This window comes from Neobacillus sp. GCM10023253 (assembly GCF_042653105.1).
In the GTDB taxonomy this organism is placed as follows: domain Bacteria; phylum Bacillota; class Bacilli; order Bacillales; family Cytobacillaceae; genus Neobacillus; species Neobacillus citreus.
This window is the reverse complement of record NZ_JBHSHV010000029.1, coordinates 127,154-144,238: the sequence shown is the minus strand read 5'-3', so window position 1 is coordinate 144,238 and position 17,085 is coordinate 127,154. Positions and strand designations below refer to the sequence as shown.

Here is a 17,085-nt window from a genome sequence, read left to right as displayed (position 1 = left end):
GCATTTCCCATTCGAATTCCTGTTTAATTTTCTGAAAAATAAAGAGACACTCTCCGCATTTCGGATGTGTCTCTTCCATTTTAGTAGACTATTATGTTCAGTTTGCTTTGTCTAAATTAGACCACTTCATTATAAGGATCTTCCTGGCGTTTTTTTCTTTTGCGCTCGGCACCTAGGACTTTAATAGAAAGATAGATGCCTGAACCTGTTAGGAACATCATCGCAATAGCAGTAAGGTCGATCAGCCACTTGACATTAGTATTTCCGATTCGGCCTTCATGAAGTCCTCTGATGATGCCCATAGCGGATGTTTGGCCTATGCCTTCACCGCGGAACCCTCTCGTGAAGTTTCCGTTAAACCTGCCAGCTCCTCCTTGGAATTGGCCGTTTCTGTTCTGCCCCTGCATTTGATTACCATCTTGCCCTTGCATTTGATTTCCGAATTGACCATTTGTTTGTCGTTGGTTGTTATCGCCTGCTTGGCCATCCATTTGGCGATTAAACCCTCCTTGAGTCTTTCCAGCGCCGTTTGTAAAACCTTGTCTAAATTGACCAGGCTGGAAATTGCCGCGCTCCCCCATCTGGGTCTGTCCGATCAGCCATGGTTCATTCATAAGCAGCCCTGTGAGCGACTCCATAAAGATTAACACAGAAGCTATTAAACCAATCCATAAATGCGCTTTTCTCACTTTTTTCATTTAAAGTTTTCTCCCTTCAATATGCTTGTACCCATTAGATACCCTCATTATGAAGAGCTTTCCTTAAGATATTCTTAAAAAAATTAAAGAACCCATATTAATTTTTTTGGGTTCTTGGAAAGACAATTTCAATCGATGTTCCTTTACCAAGCGAGCTGTTCACTTTGACTTTGCCGTGGTGCTTGTCAATAATCCATTTAGCGATGGATAAGCCAAGCCCTGTTCCCTCAGCAGATGTCCGAGTTTTATCACTTTGGAAAAAGCGGTCGAATATTCGCGGGATGTCCTGCTCAGGAATGCCAATCCCGGTATCCATTACGGAAAGGATAATGGAAGAGTGGCTTTGCAGGCAAGAAAGCAGGATTTCTCCGCCTTCATTTGTATACTTCATCGCGTTGTCCAGTAATATAACAATGAGCTGATGGATCCTTTCCTTATCCCCGCAAAAAGCAACAGGCTCAGGGGCCTCTAAATGGATTGATTTTTCTTGATATAAAGCAATATCTTCAAATTGCAAAAGGATTTCTTTTAAAAGCTCATCGATTTGAAACTCTTGCTTCTTCATTTCCAGTTGATTGGAGTCCGATCTTGCCAGCGTCAATAAATTGGTCACTAGCTTAGAAAGCCTGCGCGATTCTTTCGAAATAGTGGAGATATCATGAATTTTATCCTGGATGGTAGCCTTTGGATTCCGGAACAGCACATCGGTTTTAGCCTGGATGACTGCCAATGGCGTCCGCAGCTCGTGAGAGGCATCCGAGACAAATTCCTGCTGTTTATCCCAAGCCTTCTTAATCGGGACAAGAGCCCTGCCGGCCAGGAAATACCCGGAAACCAGCGCGCAAACGACACCAATACCACAACCGATAAACATAATCAAAATGAGCCTATCTAATAATTCTTTTTCCGAATTGACGTTGCGAATAAATTGTACGGTGACTTTTCCGGCTGTAGTATTCACATCAAAAGCGATATATCGGTAGGAAAACCCTCCTGCTACCACATCCTGCAAGGAATTTAGTTTTTTCGGGCGAATCTGCTCCTCTTTACCCGAAAACAACTCGGTTTCACGGCCTTGTTCCCCGATCAGCTGTTTACCTTCGCCCTGCCACAATAAGGTCATGATCCTTGGGTCCCGTTTCATGAACCTAGGGCCGGGAGAATCATGATCATCATTGTCAACGCCTGGCTGCTGTTGAAAATGATTAACAGATTCCATTAACGACCGGTTTACATCCTGATATAATCGATTATCCGTATAAAAATAAATAATGCTTCCAAGAATGCTGATTAACACGATGAAAACCAGCGAATTTAACAAAGTCAGCCTAATATGTGTGCGCCTGAACATATGCCGCCCCTATTCCTCGTTCAGCATATAGCCGACGCCGCGAATAGTCTTAATATCGGAGTGGTAGCCATATGGTTCCAACTTTTTCCGAAGATGATGCATAAATACCTCGACTATGGCGATGGTGGTGTCGGAATCAAACCCCCAGACACGGTCATAGATTTGTTCTTTTGTTAAAATCGCTCCCTTGTTCTGGATGAGAAATTCAAGCAGCTCGTATTGCTTGGCCGTGAGCTTAATGGGTTTGCCGTCCACCACAATTTCCCGTTCCCGGCCCAGTAATTCAATTCCCCGGTATTGAATGGTTTGGTTGGTCGTTAAGCTCCCGCTCCGTCTTAATAGCGCACGGATCCGCGCCTTTAATTCCGCTGCTTGGAACGGCTTCACTAAGTAATCGTCCCCGCCGCTGTCTAGTCCTTTTACCCGGTCCTCCAAGGAGTCCCGTGCCGTTAGAAAAAGAACCGGAATTTTCAGGCCTTCCCTGCGAATGGTTTGGAGGACTTCAAAACCGTCAATCTCCGGAATCATCACATCCAATACTATTGCATCATGAATGTTTTGCATCGCTAAAAACAAGGCATCTTCTCCGTTGGCTGCCTGGTCCACTTCAAATTCATCGGATAATAGCTGGACAATGGATTCCAGCAAGGAGAGATTATCCTCTACCACTAATAAACGCATAAATGAACGCTCCCAAAATATTTATTAAAATTATTATATAGGAAACAAAGCGGCCGCAAAAGAAGGGCCGCTTAAATACAAACAACTTATTCGTACCTTAAGGCTTGGATAGGGTTTAGTTTTGACGCTTTATTGGCCGGGAACACCCCGAAGATGACACCAACCACCAGCGAGAAGAGGAACGAACCAATCATCACCGAAGAGGTGAACGACACTGTTAAACTAAACAGCGATGACAGCAGCTTTCCTAATCCCACGCCGGCAAGGATCCCAATCAATCCCCCGACGCCGCTTAATACAACCGCCTCAATCAGGAATTGCAGCAGCACATCTCGCCGTTTGGCGCCAATCGCCTTGCGGATCCCAATTTCCTTCGTCCGTTCTGAAACCGAGACGAGCATGATATTCATGATTCCAATCCCGCCAACAAGCAGAGAAATTCCGGCGATTCCGCCCAACATCATCGTCATCGTATTCGTTACGGAGCTCATCGTATCCATCAAATCCTTTTGGTTAGTGACGCTGTAGGAATCGCTTTTGTTTGGATACATTCCAGCAAGCGCCAGTTTCACTTCATTCATGACCGCATCCATTTGGTCCTCGCTTTTTCCTTGCAAGTACACCTGGTTAATGGTTGTGCTTTTCACTAAGCGCTGACCAGTGCTAAGCGGAACGATAATGGTGTTGTCGCCGCCCTGTCCCATTGAACTTCCTTTTGATGCGAGCACCCCGACAACTTTAAAAGAAGTTCCTTCTATCTGAATGTATTGCCCGACTGGGTTTTCCGCTCCAAAAAAGGTGGATGCTGTTTCCGAGCCGATCACAGCAATTTTTTGCCGATATTCAATATCAAGGTCGGTGATAAAACGTCCTTGCTTAACCTTTGTGTCGCGCACATCCGAATAAGCGGCATTAGTCCCCGTCACCGATACCTGCGAAGCGGTTTTATCCTTTTTCACATTGACGCGGCCCGAAACAACAGGAGAAATGGCTTTGACACCATTCAATTTACTAAGTTCACTGATTTTATCTTCCGTTAAAGCTAAATCTGTTCCAAACGTATTGATGGTTAACAGGTTTGTACCAAGCTGATTAATCCTGCTGGTAACGTTCTGAGCCGAACCCTGGGCAATCGATACAAGCACAATCACTGAGGATACCCCGATAATCATCCCCAGCATGGTGAGGGCCGATCTGAGCTTATTGCTTTGGATACTGCGGAGTGCCATTTTAATAGATTGCCATATTCCCAATCAGCTCACCCCCATTTTCCAAAAGCTGTCCATCCTGGATGCTGACCATTCTCCCTGCCTGCTTCGCTATGGCCAAATCGTGTGTAATCAAAATGATGGTATGGCCTAATTCGTTAAGTTCTTTCATTAAGCTAAGAATTTCCTTACTTGTCTTGCTGTCAAGGGCACCTGTTGGCTCATCGGCAAGAAGGATGGAAGGATTTCCGGCCAATGCTCTGGCAATTGCAACCCGCTGTTGCTGACCGCCGGATAGCTGGGTAGGCAGGTGCCCGGCCCGCTCCTTCAAACCAACCTTGCTTAGGCTTTCCATTGCTCTAGCTTTCCGTTCCTTTGCCGGAACACCTGCATACAACAATGGCAGTTCGACATTTTCAAGAGCCGTTAATTTTGTTAACAGGTTAAAGTTTTGAAAAATAAAGCCAATTTTTTGATTGCGGATTACCGCCAACTGGTTATCATTCATCTTGCCAATGTCCTTGCCATCCAACAAGTACTTTCCGGACTGGGGACGGTCAAGACAGCCGATCATGTTCATCAAAGTTGACTTTCCCGAACCTGACGGGCCAATGATCGCTAGAAATTCCCCTTTTTCAATTTCAATAGATACATTGTTTAAGGCGTGAACTGTTTCTCCGCCCAGCTTATAGGTTTTCATTAGGTTGGTGATTTGAATAATTGGTTGACCCATTACTGACTACTCCCTTCTGAGGCCGTAAAATTTCGGAACGGAACCATTTGCCTGCGCATTAGTTCCCGCTCCTTTCTCCGCCGGACCGCCATTGTCCACCTCCGTTGCTGCGATTAAAACCGCCCATGCCGCCCATGCCGCCCATGCCTGCTCCAAACCCGCCTTGCATCATTCCGCGGGTATTCGTGGTAGACGAGCTGTCTGTCGCCAATTGAGGTAACTGAAGGATATCCCCTTCTGAAACACCTTCTGTGATTTCTACATAATCTTCATTTGCTAACCCGGTTTTTACCGTTTTTTGTTCTGATTGACCATTTGAGCTGTTTGAAGCAACGATGACATATTTCTCACCATTTGCTGTATGGACCGCATCAAGTGGAACATAGAGGGCATCCTTTTTACTTGCTGTCAGAATGCTGACTTCCGTGCTCATGCCGACTTTCAGGTTATCAATTTGATCAAAATGAACGGTGACATCGAATGTGGACACACCATTGGATGATGTCCCTTCATTAGCCACTGCCGACACTTTACCTGTGAAAGTTTGATCAGGCAGAGCATTAACCTTTATGTTTACCGCTTGTCCCACTTGAATCTTGGTTATATCCAGCTCATCGACCTGTACGACGGTTTGTAAGTCTTTATAGTTCGTTAAGTGGGCAACCACCTGTCCTTGTGTAACCCGATCACCTGCAGCAACAGAAAAAGAAGTGATCATACCATCTGCTGGTGCCGTGACAGGGTCGCTTCCATCTGTATAAGTGATTAATTCTTCACCTGCTTTTACTTCCTCACCGGGAGACCACAATACTTCATCGATAATTTTATTGTTTTCGTTTGACTTAATGTCAGTACTTGTCACCGGCTGGACCGCACCCGACCCGCTGATTTTCACTTCTAACTTACCTTTTTGTACGGTTGCAGTCCGGACTTGTGCCGATGCGGCTTGCGTGGCATTTTTGGAGTTATACCACTGATAACCGACATACCCCACAATCAGCACACTAATTGCAATAAGGATCCATTTTTTCATCTTTGCTTACTCCTTTTCATATCCGGTAAAGCCCAGCCGGAAACATATTTTTGGATAAGCCTATTATCAAATCCCTTCCTTAACTTTTCCTTAAATAAATGAAAACTTGCCGATTGGCGAGTCCGATAGAACGGTTCATGAGGCGTAGTTGAATTTATGCTTTCCTATTAGCAAAAAAAGACCTGAGCCGCTCTGGGTCCAGGTCGCTAATTTTCTATTATTCTATTTTCCAGCATCAAGAAACATGGATTTGGCTTTTTTGATAAACAAAAAGGAGAAAATCGCGACAACCGCAAGGTATCCTTCAATAATCCACAGGTTCGTAATGTGGCCGACTTGGGCAAATACGATCGGGAAGTCAACTCCTGCATGGATGAGAATAGCCAAAATCACTAAGGTAAATTTCTTTTTTACAACACCCAATAAAACCATTAAACTTAATGCCATTTGTAGGAAAACTGCAAAGAAACGCTCTAGAGCAGCCAAGTAATAAAAGCTTGACCCCTGATTTAGGATTGCCTCTTTAATGGTTGCCAACTGGTCGCTTGGCAGTTGAGCCATTGAGCTTTCAAACGTTCCGGCATTGAGCATAAAGGAAAAAACCAAAGCCTGACCGCAAACCATCAGCATAAGGAGAATTGCCTCAATGCCTCCCCAGCCAATTCCAAACGAAATACCGCCTTTATAGTCATGGAATTTTTTCAAAAGCCATGTAAATAATATGAATCTACCTAATTCTTCAAAAATCCCTGCCGCCAAGGCGCCGTATGTTCCCCATGCCAAAGGATGGTCGGCGTAATTTGGGAAGCTTGTGATTACGACCACATGCAAAATCTTCTCGAGCACTTGGGTGAAAACAATAAAACCAACTGCCCCTAAAATTACCGGCTTTGCAGACACTCCAGTTCTCTTTCTATACAACAAAATCAATCCAATAAATAATACAAACGAAAAGATAATTGGAACAAACATCGCAATAATCTTTGCCGTACTTACCATTTCAATCTCCCCTTTGAACCCTCTGTTTTTATTATTATCATTCTCAATAATGATAATAATATCTTTTCTAATATCTGTCAATTGCTTTTTGAAAAATTTCTTTGATCGGGCTCTTCCCTATCAAGCGATGAAAAAATCAGGCAAAAGAATGAAGGTGCGGCATATGATAATAACATTCCATTAATAGGTTTATGAGGCATGCTTTCTATATAGGACAAAAGAATCAGCTGCCGAGGGGAGGTTTTTCTCTTGCGAAAAACATGGCTGTTAGGGTTTGGATTTTTCAGCATTAGTATCGGCTGGTCTTTGTATAACGGCTTTGTCCCGTTCTTTCTGAACGATTATCTGGAAAGCACGGCTTTAATTGGCTTTCTCATGACGATTGATAATTATTTCGCCCTTTTTATACAGCCCTATGTAGGCAGCCTCAGTGACCGTACCCAGACACGCTTTGGAAGGCGCATGCCCTACCTGCTGATCGGCATTCCACTTGCAGCCCTCTTTATCGCACTAATTCCTTTCCACCATAATCTTTTCACGTTAATCCTTTTCATGGTTGGCATGAACTTATCAATGGCCATTTTCCGCTCACCCACCATAGCCCTGATGCCCGACATTACACCAGAATATCAGCGTACCAAGGCGAACGGGATCATTAATTTCATGGGCGGCCTAGGGGCCATCTTGGCCTTCAGTGTGGGGGCATTTTTGTTTAATGTTCATGAATCCGTTCCCTTTCTGTTGGCGGGGATGGTTTTAATAGTTACTTTATGGGTTCTGTTTAAAAATATTAAAGAAAACCGCGATGCTTTGCCAGTAACCATGACGACTGCTCCTAAGACAGACTACAAAGGTGAACTGAACTCAACCACGATTTTTTTGCTGGCGGCCATTTTCTTTTGGTTTGTGGCCATCCAGGGGATGGAGGCTTTGTTTACTTTGTATGGGGTGAAAGAGCTTGGCTTGTCCAGAAGTGATTCCGCCTTCTCGTTGGCATTCTTTTCATTAAGCTTTGTCCTGTCCTCTATTCCAAGCGGTTTTTTTGGCGCTAAATATGGGGAGAAAAAGGTGATCTTAATTGGAGTCATCGGGTTATTCTTTGTCTTTCTCTTCTTAAATTGGGTAGACTCCGTGTTTGTCTTGAGGTTCTTTCTCGTCGCCGGGGGAATGTTCTGGGCTTGCATCAATATCAATGCTTATCCTTATGTGGTTTCAACGGGGAGTGAACACAGAAATGGGACCCGAACCGGCTTATATTATTTGGTTTCCTCCCTCGCTGCCATCGTATCCCCGCCAGTTTTAGGCCTGCTGATTGACCGCTTTGGGTTTAGGATGTTATTCTTTGCAGCTGCTGTAAGTATGCTGTTTGCGTTGGCCTGCATACTTAAAGTTAAGAATCTGGAGTCGGTCTCTCATTCAGTTCATTAAGATTCCTGGTTGGATTGTCCGTAAATTTGAACATTCTGTGACAAACCATAAAAATATTATCAACCATTAGTACCAGGTGTTAATTAACTCACTGCATTATGGAAACCCTATTGCTACAATGAGAAGGTGTAAATTCCTTCAAAATTAAAAATGAAATGGGGTTTTTTCTTGAATTTTCCTCAATTGAAAATAGGTCATATGATGCCCAAATTTCCAATCATGCAAGGCGGTATGGGAGTAGGTATTTCTTTAAGCAAGTTGGCATCTGCTGTTGCGAACGCTGGAGGCATTGGAATTATCTCAGGAACAGGGATTACGGTCGAGGAAATGAGATTGCATATTAGAAAAGCGAGGGAAAGTATAACGGGCACTGGTTATATTGGTGTTAATGTTCTATTTGCCATGAATGACTTTGCGGAAAAAATGAAAGCAGCCATTGAAGAAAAGGTTGATTTCATCATATCAGGAGCAGGGATTTCAAGGGATATGTATGCCTGGGGTAAAGAAGCGGGCATTCCCGTCATTTCGATTGTTTCTACAGCAAGGCTTGCGAAGATGTCTGAACGCCTAGGGGCCTCCGCTGTTGTGGTTGAAGGCTTTGAAGCCGGCGGGCACCTAGGTACCGACAGGCCTTTATTCGATATCCTGCCAGAAGTAATAGACGCAGTGAAGATTCCCGTCATTGCTGCCGGCGGCATTTTGACAGGTGAGGACCTCGCTCGCGCCTTAAAGATGGGAGCATCAGGAGTCCAAATGGGCACTAGGTTCGTAGCCAGCGAAGAGTGTGACGCACCATTATCATTTAAAGAAAAATATGTTCATGCCCGTCAGGAAGATACGATTTTGCTCAAAACCACAGTTGGCCTCCAGGGACGTATGATTAAAAACCATTTTACCGAACTCATTTCAGATGAGAAAAAGGTGAAAATAAAGCATTGCATTGATTGCCTGAAAAATTGTTCTTATCGTTTTTGCACACTAGATTCGTTGATTACATCCATGAATGGGGATAGTGAGAACGGCCTTGTTTTCGCTGGTGCAAGAGTCCATGAAATCAAAGAAATCCTGCCGGTCAAAACCATTATTAGCAACATTATGAGAGAATACGAAGCTTGTGTTTGAGTGCATGGGGACGGTTCTTCTGCCTCATTTTAAAAATGAGGCAAGAGAACCGTCCCCATGCATCATATAACTTTATCTACGAATATTTGGAAGATCAGGCCGATTGTCACTACTCGTAAGATGGGTTTCACATATTTTGGTTTTAGTTTTTCGGCAATGCGGACGCCGATTTGCGCTCCGGAAAGGGAACCAAGCAGCAGCGCAACCGTCATCGGCCAAATAATTTTTCCAGTTGAGATATAGGAAATGGCGGCGCCAAAGCAGCTGGAAAAAGTCGCGATCCTCACCAAAGCCACAGCGCGAAGGTAGGCAATATTCAAATAGCCGAACAAATAAAGCATCAGCGTTCCTTGTCCGGGGCCAAACAGGCCGTCATACAATCCGATTCCGAACAAGCCTGGCACACTGACCTTGTTCATCTTTAACGGTTCCGTGCCGGCGAAATTCCCTTTCCCCTTAAAGGAAGCGATAAAAGCGAAAATAAGCAGAATAATGGCGATGATGTACATATTTTTCCCCGATATATGGGATGCGATGAAGCCGCCGGTGACCCCGCCGCAGAGACTGACAGGAATAATCCAGATGGCCTCCTTTAGGGATATTTCCTTTTTTCTATAAAGATGGTAAAAGCTCGAAAAGGAACTGACCGTGTTAGATACTTTGTTTGCACCAATAGCCGAGTGAATTGGCAGCCCTAATATCAGCATGGCAGGGAGGCTGATGAGTCCGCCCCCGCCCGCAAGCGTCCCAAGCGTTGTGGCACAAATTCCAATCATGTAAAGCAAGATATATTCCATCCTTTACACCCCCTTGTTACTCCACTACCAGTATATTCCTGTCCCCTCGATAAATAAATTTCGCAGTTATTATGAAAAAGGATAAGAATTACTTATGGAATTGACAACTAGGAACCCCGCGGGATTCGGCCACATATAGTGTGTTTTTAGTTCAATGCCCATGTACTCGCAACAAGGCCAATGTTTACCTCGCTAGTGACGATTTAAAGTATGTCACCGGGCAAACCTTGCAGTTAATGGCGGGGATTTCATTTTTTCATAAGAAAATGGCCAAGTTCATAAAAAATATTTGAAGAATTTTTGCACTTTGAACAGCTGCTGGAACTCTATCAAACTCTCATAACTACTGATGCTCCCTCTTTTCTTCCTGCCCGGGTGTTATGAAGCTCTCATAACTACCGAAGCTTCACCTTCTCTTCTGGCTCGGGCGTTATGAACCCTCTCATAACTACCGAAGCTTCCTTTTCCCTTCTCGTCCGGGCGTTATGAAGCTCTCATAACTACCTAAGCTCCCTTTTTCCTTCTCGTCCAGGCGTTATGAAGCCCTCATAACTACCTAAGCTTCCTTTTTCCTTCTCGTCCGGGCGTTATGAAGCTCTCATAACTACCGAAGCTTTCTTTTTCCTTCCCGTCCGGGCGTTATGAACTCTCTCATAACTACTGAAGCTTCCTTTTTCCTTCTCGTCCGGGCGTTATAAAGCTCTCATAACTACCGAAGCGTCCTTTTTCCTTCTCGTCCGGGCGTTATAAAGCTCTCATAACTACCAAAGCTTCCTTTTTCCTTCTCATCCGGGCGTTATGAAACTCTCATAACTACAGATTCCTTCTTTTTCCTTCTCATCCGGGCGTTTTAAAACTCTCATAACTACCATACCTTCTTATTTTCAGCCAGTTTAGTAGAAATAAAAAAGGGTGTCCGCCCCACGCGGACACTTGTCCACGCGTGGGGCCTGACACCCTACCAACGAAACTCTCCCCATACCTTACCCAGCCGCCAAGATCTGCCGCAGCTGTTTTCTCGCCCTATACAGCCGGGTTTTGACTGTGGCGGATTTGAGGTTGAGTCGGCTGGCGATTTCGGTTTCTTTTAGTCCGTACTGCATTTTGAGAATCAGCACTTCCTGGAATTCCTTGGAGAGGTTCTCTATTGAGCCGCCGATCTCCTCTTGGAAAAGCCGGATGACGGCCGCCTCCTCTGTACTAGAACCGCTGCTCGCTCCAACACAGTGCAGCGGTTCTAGTTCGGCGTAGTCCATCGGCGTCCAATGGCGTCTTTTCTCCGACCTAAGGAAGTCAATCGCGGTTCTCGTGGTAATGGCCGAGAGCCATGCTCCTAATTTGCCATTGTCCTCAACCGTGTCCAATTTTCGGTACGCCTTTAAAAAGGATTCTTGGACGATATCCTCTGCCAAAAACTCGTCTCTCGTATACTGATAAGCAATATAATATAGCCGTTTTGCGTGTTTAGAATATACCTCATTAAAATTAACCGCGTTCATTTCTCGCTCCCGCTTATTTAAAATGATTTTTAATAAACTCCGGCACATGCTCCTCATCAAAATAAGTGACTTGATTAAAATGACCATCATTAAAATACACAATAGCCGCATATTCACTACGAGGATTTGTCCCGGCCTTCTCAAGTACTTGTTCAATTTGACCTTTATCGGTAATTTTCAAGGTGTTTCCGCTGTGTTCTATCGCTGATTCGATATCTGTCGAAAATTTCCCGTTTTCCTCAATGGAAGAGAAATCACCCTTGGCCACCAGAACATGTGAAATATCCTCTGCGGTTACCTTTGCCTGATTGAGCACTTCCTTTTCCTTCAACCAGCTCTCAAATTTCCGATAAGTCGGCTTAAATTCAAACATGACAGACTGTTCATTCCCCAAATTGAGTTCAATGGTTGATCCAAGGCCCGAATAATAAATACTATCATTATATGATTCTGCCAGCACATCTTCCCTTATTAGAGACAACGCCTGCCTTACATCCTCCGGCTTTGACAGGGTCACAAACTTGTTCACCGGCCCATTGGCCCTGATTTGCAGATATTTCACTTTCTTTTCATCCACCATAAAAATCTCTTTTGAAGTCATTTTATATTCCTTCGATTCGTAAATCGGCTTATATAAATCCTCGTAAAGACGCGTCATGACACGGTACTGGCGAATGACCTTTTTCCCGTTTTTCAATTCATACATGATAAAGAATTCTCTATCGGATTTATTCTTTTCCTGCTGGTTGATTTTTTTATTGGCCAAGATTTGTTTATGCATCTTCAGGACGGCGGCGATATTCTGCGGTTCCTGCATGGGTTTAGGGTCAAGGATATCCCCGTAAAAACCATCATGGCTCAGGTAAAAATTCGGATTATCCGTCAGCAGGACATTCTTAACGTCACTTTGTTCCGGGATTCTATTTTCATAAAATCCAAGCGCCTGAACTCCTACTACAAGAAACGCAATAACAGCTAGATAAACGACAAGACCCTTGATGCGAGTGAAAACCCGCCATGTCTTACGCAGCACCATCTCTGCCGCAAAGTAGCCGATAGCTGCTCCGATTCCATAACCAAACAAGGTCCAGCCAAGATTTTTAAAGGAAACATCGTTAAAATACGACCCACCCAGCAGCATGAAGCAAAAGGCAGTCCCATATTTAAAGACAGAACGCAATTTCGGAAAGGCAATCGCTTCGGAAGCCAGCTCCAGATTTCTTTTTTTATAAAAAAACAGGGACAACCCGTACAGGACAATGGTCAGGACAATATACAGAACAGCATCCTTCCATTGAAAAGCTCGGCTTTCAAGAACAGTCGTAAAGGTGATCGGTGATAATTTTTCCAACTGGCGGTTTAGGAAAAAATCGCCCGGGAATCCGTAGAGCAAGATTTTCAAATTATAGGACAGCAATACGGTAATCCCGATCGGGAAAAATAGAAAAACATACGCCAGTACGGCTTGAACTACCGAGATTCCCGTCATAATTCCAACAAATACGCTTGCTATATACAGGAGCAGCGTAATAACGATGATTGTGCCTGACCAGTAGAGTAAATCATGGATGGTGAACAAGCTGCCGAGGTCATAGGTGAAATGCATGATGTAGACGATTCCTGTTACGATTGCAACCGGCAGGATGAGCAGCACCATTCCTGTCAGAGCGTAATGATGAAAAATCCGCTCCCTCTTTAACGGAAGACTGTGCATGAGGTCCGCTGCTTGTTTGACATGCAGGAACCGAAACAAAAAGACAGCCAAAATAACAGGGGCAATCGCAATCAGGAAAACCTGAATCTCGTAATCATATTGAAAAAGGTTGTTACGAGACTGATAGTATAAAAAATTATCAGAATCTGAATATAGAATTAATAGAATGCGAATCGGGAGCACAAACAGCAGACCAAGCAGGTAAATGACGGAAATCCAGCCTGTACTGCGTCCCATTTGCAGCATCAGTTCTTTATTAAACAACGACATTTTTGATGGCATAGCCGATATCCCCCATTTCGTAAATAAAGATTTCTTCAAGTGTTAGTGGGAGCAGGTCAAAAATGACGGGATGGGTCTCGATAATTTGTTTTGCTATCGCTGCCTCTTCACCCCTGACGATAAGCAGATGGACACTTCCCCGTTTTTCCGCATGAAGCGGCTTTAGTTTATCGAGCAGTCTATCTGGCAAGCCATTCTTATATGCAACTTGGACTTTGTGGACATTGGACTTTAGGTCATCCAGCTCTTTTTCGATTAAAAGTGTCCCTTTGTGAAGGATACCGATATGGTCGCAAATGTCCTCAATTTCCCGAAGGTTATGGGACGAAACGAGAATCGTCATTTCTCTTTCTGCCACATCTTGAATCAGCAGGTTCTTCACCTTTTTGCGAACAACCGGATCAAGGCCATCCATTGGTTCGTCGAGGATGAGAATGTCTGGTTTTGCCGCCAGAGCCATGATAAAGGCAATTTGACGCTGCCAGCCTTTGGAAAAGGATTGAATTTTCTTATTTACATCCACCTCAAACGCTTGGGCCAGATTCTTGAATCGTTCCTCATCCCAGCTTGGATAGCAGCTTCTGTAAAAGCGGGCCATTTGCTTGGTGGTGTATTGTGGGAAAACATATGGATGGTCTGGTATGTAAAATAGTTTTTCTTTGAGGTGGATATTTTCAAAAACGGGTAGCCCGTCAATCGTGACTTCCCCTTGCTCTTGCCGGTAAATACCCGCGAGGAGCTTGATGATGGTGGTCTTACCTGCCCCGTTTGAACCGATTAATCCATATATCGAACCTTTTTGAATGGTTAGGTTGACGTTTTCGACCGCGACGTGCCGATCAAATTTTTTAATTACGTTTTTCATTTCAATCATTACTTTTAGCCTCCCCCTTTTGAAGCATCAAGGTCTTGGATGAGAGAAATCAGTTCCTGCGCCGGAATCCCGAGGTACAAAGCCTCTAAGATTAATTTTTCCAGTTCCTTCTTCATTTCCACAATCTTCTCCTTGTCAATAGCTTTTTGGTTTGGATTGACAAAGCTTCCCTTCCCTTTGACAGAATAAATAAACCCCTGTGTTTCAAGCTCACGGTAAGCCTTTTGAATTGTATTTGGGTTGATGGAAAGCTCGGTTGCAAGCTGCCGGACCGACGGAAGCTGTTCATCGGGCTTGAGCAGCTCATTCATAATCAGTTCCTTCATCTTATCCACCAGCTGTTCATATATCGGTTTACGGCTCCTCATATCCAGCTCAAACATAACTGGGTGCCCCCAATCTGTATTAACTGTACTATCATACATAGTACACTATGATTATATTCCATTCCTTTCTAAAAAGGAAGCCCTAATTTGGTATTTGCAGGAAAAAGGTGACAGGCACCGCGCGTGGAGATTGTCCACCTGAGGCTGACAAAATGCAAAAACTGGATGCCCCTGTTTTGGGTCATCCAGTTCTTGTACTTGTTTTCTATGGTCTTTAGTTAGAAGCTGCTGTTTCTTATGATTAGTTTGGTTGGGAAGGTTATTTTTTTGGCAATGGTTCGGCCTTCGTTTCTTTCGAGGAGGGTGTCGACCGCCGTTTCTCCCATTTGTTCGGTATAGACTTTTACTGTGCTTAAAGCAGGAAAAACATATTTGGATACACTAATATCGTTTATTCCGATGATGTTTACCCTTTCAGGTACGGAAATCCCCGCTTCAAGCAAGGCCCTAAGTGCTCCAATGGCAATCGGGTCATTACCGGCGAAAAAAGCTGTCGGCAGGCGGTCACCGTGATCCTCAATCGCCTGCTTCATTAGAGTGCAGCCTTGGTCCACCGAAAATCCTCCGATGTACATGAATTTCTCATCCAAAAGTCCTTTTCCTGTCAAATACCGCTTAAAGGCCAGTTCCCGCGAATCCTCGATGACAGTGGCTTGGTCTTTATAAGCTTCTCTTCCCCCAATATAGCCAATTTCCTTATGCCCTTTCTCCAACAGATAATCCAAAATTTTCATAGTGGCTCTTTCCATATCAACCACAACGGAATCATATTGATCCTCATCGGGAGAATAATCGACAAACACGATGTTTTCCGTTACAGAAGCCAGATCGCTGATCTGCCTGCTGCTAAATTTACCAATGGCAATCAGTCCGTGGATATCTTCTCCCTTCAATTCCTCAAAGCTATCCTGAAAGTATTTAATTACCTGAATCCCATGGTGCCGGCATCGGTTTTCCACTCCAAGACGAATGGACATGTAATACAAATCCTCTAGCTCTTCTTTTTCTGTATACCATTGAAAAAGAGCAATCTTTCCGATTTCGGTTTTCCGAACAACCGCTTTTTTCTTATAATCCAGCTCCTCTGCCACTTCAAAAATTCTCTTTTTAGTTTCATCGCTAACTGAAAGAGTCGTATCATAATTCAGCACTCTTGATACAGTGGCTATTGATACTCCCGCTTTTTTTGCAATATCCTTAATAGTTGCCATAAGTCAAACTCCTATTGTATTTGAAAAAAACCGATACTTCGTTTTTGAATAGTATACTTCCTCAGGATGTAAAATCACAGTGGGAAACCCCGGATGGTGAATGGCATCTGGAAAACCTTGCGTTTCAAGACACACACCCAAATAATTCCTTGCGCGGACACCTGATATCGAAAACGGACCTTCCAGTTGATTACTGGTATAAAGGACCACACATGGCTGGTCTGTTGTCACCCTAAGAGATCTGCCGCTTTCTTTATCACTCAACATGATTGTATTTTCTCCACTTTTTTTAAAAAGAAGCGGATGATCATAGCCGTTTCCAGCAAGCACGATTTGCGGATGGGAGGACTTCATTCCTGACAACAAGAAACGCCCCTGATTAAAATCAAATGGCGTATTCTTTGATTCCAGCATTTTCCCTGTAGGAATTAAATCTAGTCCAAGTTCTAAAAAGCGATCACTTTCCAATTGAAGGATGTGCTCAGAACAATCCCTTTTCAGATTGCCGCTTAAATTAAAATACGAATGGTTCGTTAAATTGATTAACGTCTTATGATCCGTTCGTGCTTCATAGCTGATGCTCAGCTCATTCGTATTGGATAAAAGATAGGTAACAGCAGTATCCAAATTACCTGGGTATCCCTCTTCTCCGTCCAAACTTCGATAGAAACACTTCAACCCGACCACATTTTCCTGTTCGATTTTTTCTGTTTTCCAAATTACTGAACTAAACCCCTTCTGCCCGCCATGCAGGTGGTTGGGATAATCATTCGCTGCCAGCAGGTACTCTTCTCCATCCAATTCAAACCGGGCATCCTTTATTCTTCCGGCCACTCTCCCAATTACTGCCCCAAAATAAGGCGACCATTCCAGGTAGTCCTCAAACCGATCAAAACCAAGGACAACATTTTCAAAATGGCCATTCCTGTCAGGAACAATAATTTTTGTAATAACGCAACCGTAGTTCAAACAAGAAACAGACATCCCGAAATCATTCGTCAATGTATACTCTATCACCCGCTCACCATCATAATTACCAAATTCCCGTTCAACTATTTTCATTGATTTA

The 17,085-nt window shown here is 43.9% G+C and carries 16 protein-coding genes; 2 read left to right on the top strand and 14 right to left on the bottom strand.

The features are described 5' to 3' along the window. Positions 1-116: 116 nt before the first annotated feature. The 7 genes from ACFPA1_RS27930 to ACFPA1_RS27900 all read right to left on the bottom strand — a co-directional run bounded on the left by ACFPA1_RS27930 (position 117) and on the right by ACFPA1_RS27900 (position 6,703). Positions 117-698 carry a PepSY-associated TM helix domain-containing protein gene (locus tag ACFPA1_RS27930; protein WP_378588158.1) on the bottom strand — a complete coding sequence of 194 codons (582 nt, stop codon included), beginning with the start codon at positions 696-698 and terminating at the stop codon, positions 117-119. A 97-nt stretch (positions 699-795) separates the two neighbouring features. Next, complete coding sequence (locus tag ACFPA1_RS27925) at positions 796-2,049, bottom strand: sensor histidine kinase (RefSeq protein WP_378588155.1); 1,254 nt, start codon at positions 2,047-2,049, stop codon at positions 796-798. A 9-nt stretch (positions 2,050-2,058) separates the two neighbouring features. Beyond that, on the bottom strand, positions 2,059-2,730 hold the full coding sequence (locus ACFPA1_RS27920; protein WP_213147635.1) for a response regulator transcription factor: 672 nt from the start codon (positions 2,728-2,730) through the stop codon (positions 2,059-2,061). Positions 2,731-2,816: 86 nt separating this feature from the next. Further along, entirely contained in the window at positions 2,817-3,983 is a 1,167-nt protein-coding gene (locus tag ACFPA1_RS27915) for an ABC transporter permease (protein WP_213147636.1), read from the bottom strand. Next, complete coding sequence (locus ACFPA1_RS27910) at positions 3,961-4,671, bottom strand: ABC transporter ATP-binding protein (protein WP_277398395.1); 711 nt, start codon at positions 4,669-4,671, stop codon at positions 3,961-3,963. The genes ACFPA1_RS27915 and ACFPA1_RS27910 overlap by 23 nt, the downstream gene beginning before the upstream one ends. A gap of 58 nt (positions 4,672-4,729) precedes the next feature. Further along, positions 4,730-5,704 (bottom strand): efflux RND transporter periplasmic adaptor subunit, encoded by a 975-nt coding sequence (locus ACFPA1_RS27905; RefSeq protein ID WP_378588151.1) that lies wholly within the window; start codon positions 5,702-5,704, stop codon positions 4,730-4,732. Positions 5,705-5,926: 222 nt separating this feature from the next. Continuing rightward, on the bottom strand, positions 5,927-6,703 hold the full coding sequence (locus tag ACFPA1_RS27900; RefSeq protein WP_378588149.1) for a YhfC family intramembrane metalloprotease: 777 nt from the start codon (positions 6,701-6,703) through the stop codon (positions 5,927-5,929). A gap of 249 nt (positions 6,704-6,952) precedes the next feature. Between ACFPA1_RS27900 and ACFPA1_RS27895 the strand changes: the two genes are divergently transcribed. Next, positions 6,953-8,131 (top strand): SLC45 family MFS transporter, encoded by a 1,179-nt coding sequence (locus ACFPA1_RS27895; RefSeq protein ID WP_378588147.1) that lies wholly within the window; start codon positions 6,953-6,955, stop codon positions 8,129-8,131. A 150-nt stretch (positions 8,132-8,281) separates the two neighbouring features. Continuing rightward, positions 8,282-9,253, top strand: coding sequence for an NAD(P)H-dependent flavin oxidoreductase (locus tag ACFPA1_RS27890; protein ID WP_378588144.1), 972 nt, complete (start codon positions 8,282-8,284; stop codon positions 9,251-9,253). Between the two features lie 62 nt (positions 9,254-9,315). On the opposite strand, the gene ACFPA1_RS27885 is transcribed toward ACFPA1_RS27890, so the two are convergent. The 7 genes from ACFPA1_RS27885 to ACFPA1_RS27855 form a co-directional block, all read right to left on the bottom strand. Beyond that, the gene (locus tag ACFPA1_RS27885) at positions 9,316-10,050 is read right to left on the bottom strand and encodes a sulfite exporter TauE/SafE family protein (RefSeq protein WP_378588141.1); all 735 of its coding nucleotides are present in this window, start codon (positions 10,048-10,050) and stop codon (positions 9,316-9,318) included. 983 nt (positions 10,051-11,033) lie between these two features. Then, positions 11,034-11,549 carry an RNA polymerase sigma factor gene (locus ACFPA1_RS27880; protein WP_378588139.1) on the bottom strand — a complete coding sequence of 172 codons (516 nt, stop codon included), beginning with the start codon at positions 11,547-11,549 and terminating at the stop codon, positions 11,034-11,036. A 13-nt stretch (positions 11,550-11,562) separates the two neighbouring features. After that, positions 11,563-13,545 (bottom strand): DUF6449 domain-containing protein, encoded by a 1,983-nt coding sequence (locus ACFPA1_RS27875; protein ID WP_378588137.1) that lies wholly within the window; start codon positions 13,543-13,545, stop codon positions 11,563-11,565. Further along, the gene (locus ACFPA1_RS27870) at positions 13,520-14,419 is read right to left on the bottom strand and encodes an ABC transporter ATP-binding protein (RefSeq protein ID WP_213147647.1); all 900 of its coding nucleotides are present in this window, start codon (positions 14,417-14,419) and stop codon (positions 13,520-13,522) included. The genes ACFPA1_RS27875 and ACFPA1_RS27870 overlap by 26 nt, the downstream gene beginning before the upstream one ends. A 5-nt stretch (positions 14,420-14,424) precedes the next feature. Further along, positions 14,425-14,802, bottom strand: coding sequence for a GntR family transcriptional regulator (locus tag ACFPA1_RS27865; RefSeq protein ID WP_213147648.1), 378 nt, complete (start codon positions 14,800-14,802; stop codon positions 14,425-14,427). 221 nt (positions 14,803-15,023) lie between these two features. Then, positions 15,024-16,016 (bottom strand): LacI family DNA-binding transcriptional regulator, encoded by a 993-nt coding sequence (locus tag ACFPA1_RS27860; protein WP_213147649.1) that lies wholly within the window; start codon positions 16,014-16,016, stop codon positions 15,024-15,026. 3 nt (positions 16,017-16,019) lie between these two features. After that, positions 16,020-17,078, bottom strand: a complete 1,059-nt coding sequence (locus ACFPA1_RS27855) for an aldose epimerase family protein (protein ID WP_378588133.1) — start codon at positions 17,076-17,078, stop codon at positions 16,020-16,022. Between the last annotated feature and the right edge of the window lie 7 nt (positions 17,079-17,085).

Excerpts from the sequence above, each read along its gene's own strand:
- ACFPA1_RS27930 (WP_378588158.1), bottom strand. The coding sequence starts at position 698 with ATGAAAAAAGTGAGAAAAGCGCATTTATGGATTGGTTTAATAGCTTCT.
- ACFPA1_RS27925 (WP_378588155.1), bottom strand. The coding sequence starts at position 2,049 with ATGTTCAGGCGCACACATATTAGGCTGACTTTGTTAAATTCGCTGGTT.
- ACFPA1_RS27920 (WP_213147635.1), bottom strand. The coding sequence starts at position 2,730 with ATGCGTTTATTAGTGGTAGAGGATAATCTCTCCTTGCTGGAATCCATT.
- ACFPA1_RS27910 (WP_277398395.1), bottom strand. The coding sequence starts at position 4,671 with ATGGGTCAACCAATTATTCAAATCACCAACCTAATGAAAACCTATAAG.
- ACFPA1_RS27905 (WP_378588151.1), bottom strand. The coding sequence starts at position 5,704 with ATGAAAAAATGGATCCTTATTGCAATTAGTGTGCTGATTGTGGGGTAT.
- ACFPA1_RS27900 (WP_378588149.1), bottom strand. The coding sequence starts at position 6,703 with ATGGTAAGTACGGCAAAGATTATTGCGATGTTTGTTCCAATTATCTTT.
- ACFPA1_RS27890 (WP_378588144.1), top strand. The coding sequence starts at position 8,282 with ATGAAATGGGGTTTTTTCTTGAATTTTCCTCAATTGAAAATAGGTCAT.
- ACFPA1_RS27885 (WP_378588141.1), bottom strand. The coding sequence starts at position 10,050 with ATGGAATATATCTTGCTTTACATGATTGGAATTTGTGCCACAACGCTT.
- ACFPA1_RS27880 (WP_378588139.1), bottom strand. The coding sequence starts at position 11,549 with ATGAACGCGGTTAATTTTAATGAGGTATATTCTAAACACGCAAAACGG.
- ACFPA1_RS27875 (WP_378588137.1), bottom strand. The coding sequence starts at position 13,545 with ATGCCATCAAAAATGTCGTTGTTTAATAAAGAACTGATGCTGCAAATG.
- ACFPA1_RS27870 (WP_213147647.1), bottom strand. The coding sequence starts at position 14,419 with ATGATTGAAATGAAAAACGTAATTAAAAAATTTGATCGGCACGTCGCG.
- ACFPA1_RS27865 (WP_213147648.1), bottom strand. The coding sequence starts at position 14,802 with ATGTTTGAGCTGGATATGAGGAGCCGTAAACCGATATATGAACAGCTG.
- ACFPA1_RS27860 (WP_213147649.1), bottom strand. The coding sequence starts at position 16,016 with ATGGCAACTATTAAGGATATTGCAAAAAAAGCGGGAGTATCAATAGCC.
- ACFPA1_RS27855 (WP_378588133.1), bottom strand. The coding sequence starts at position 17,078 with ATGAAAATAGTTGAACGGGAATTTGGTAATTATGATGGTGAGCGGGTG.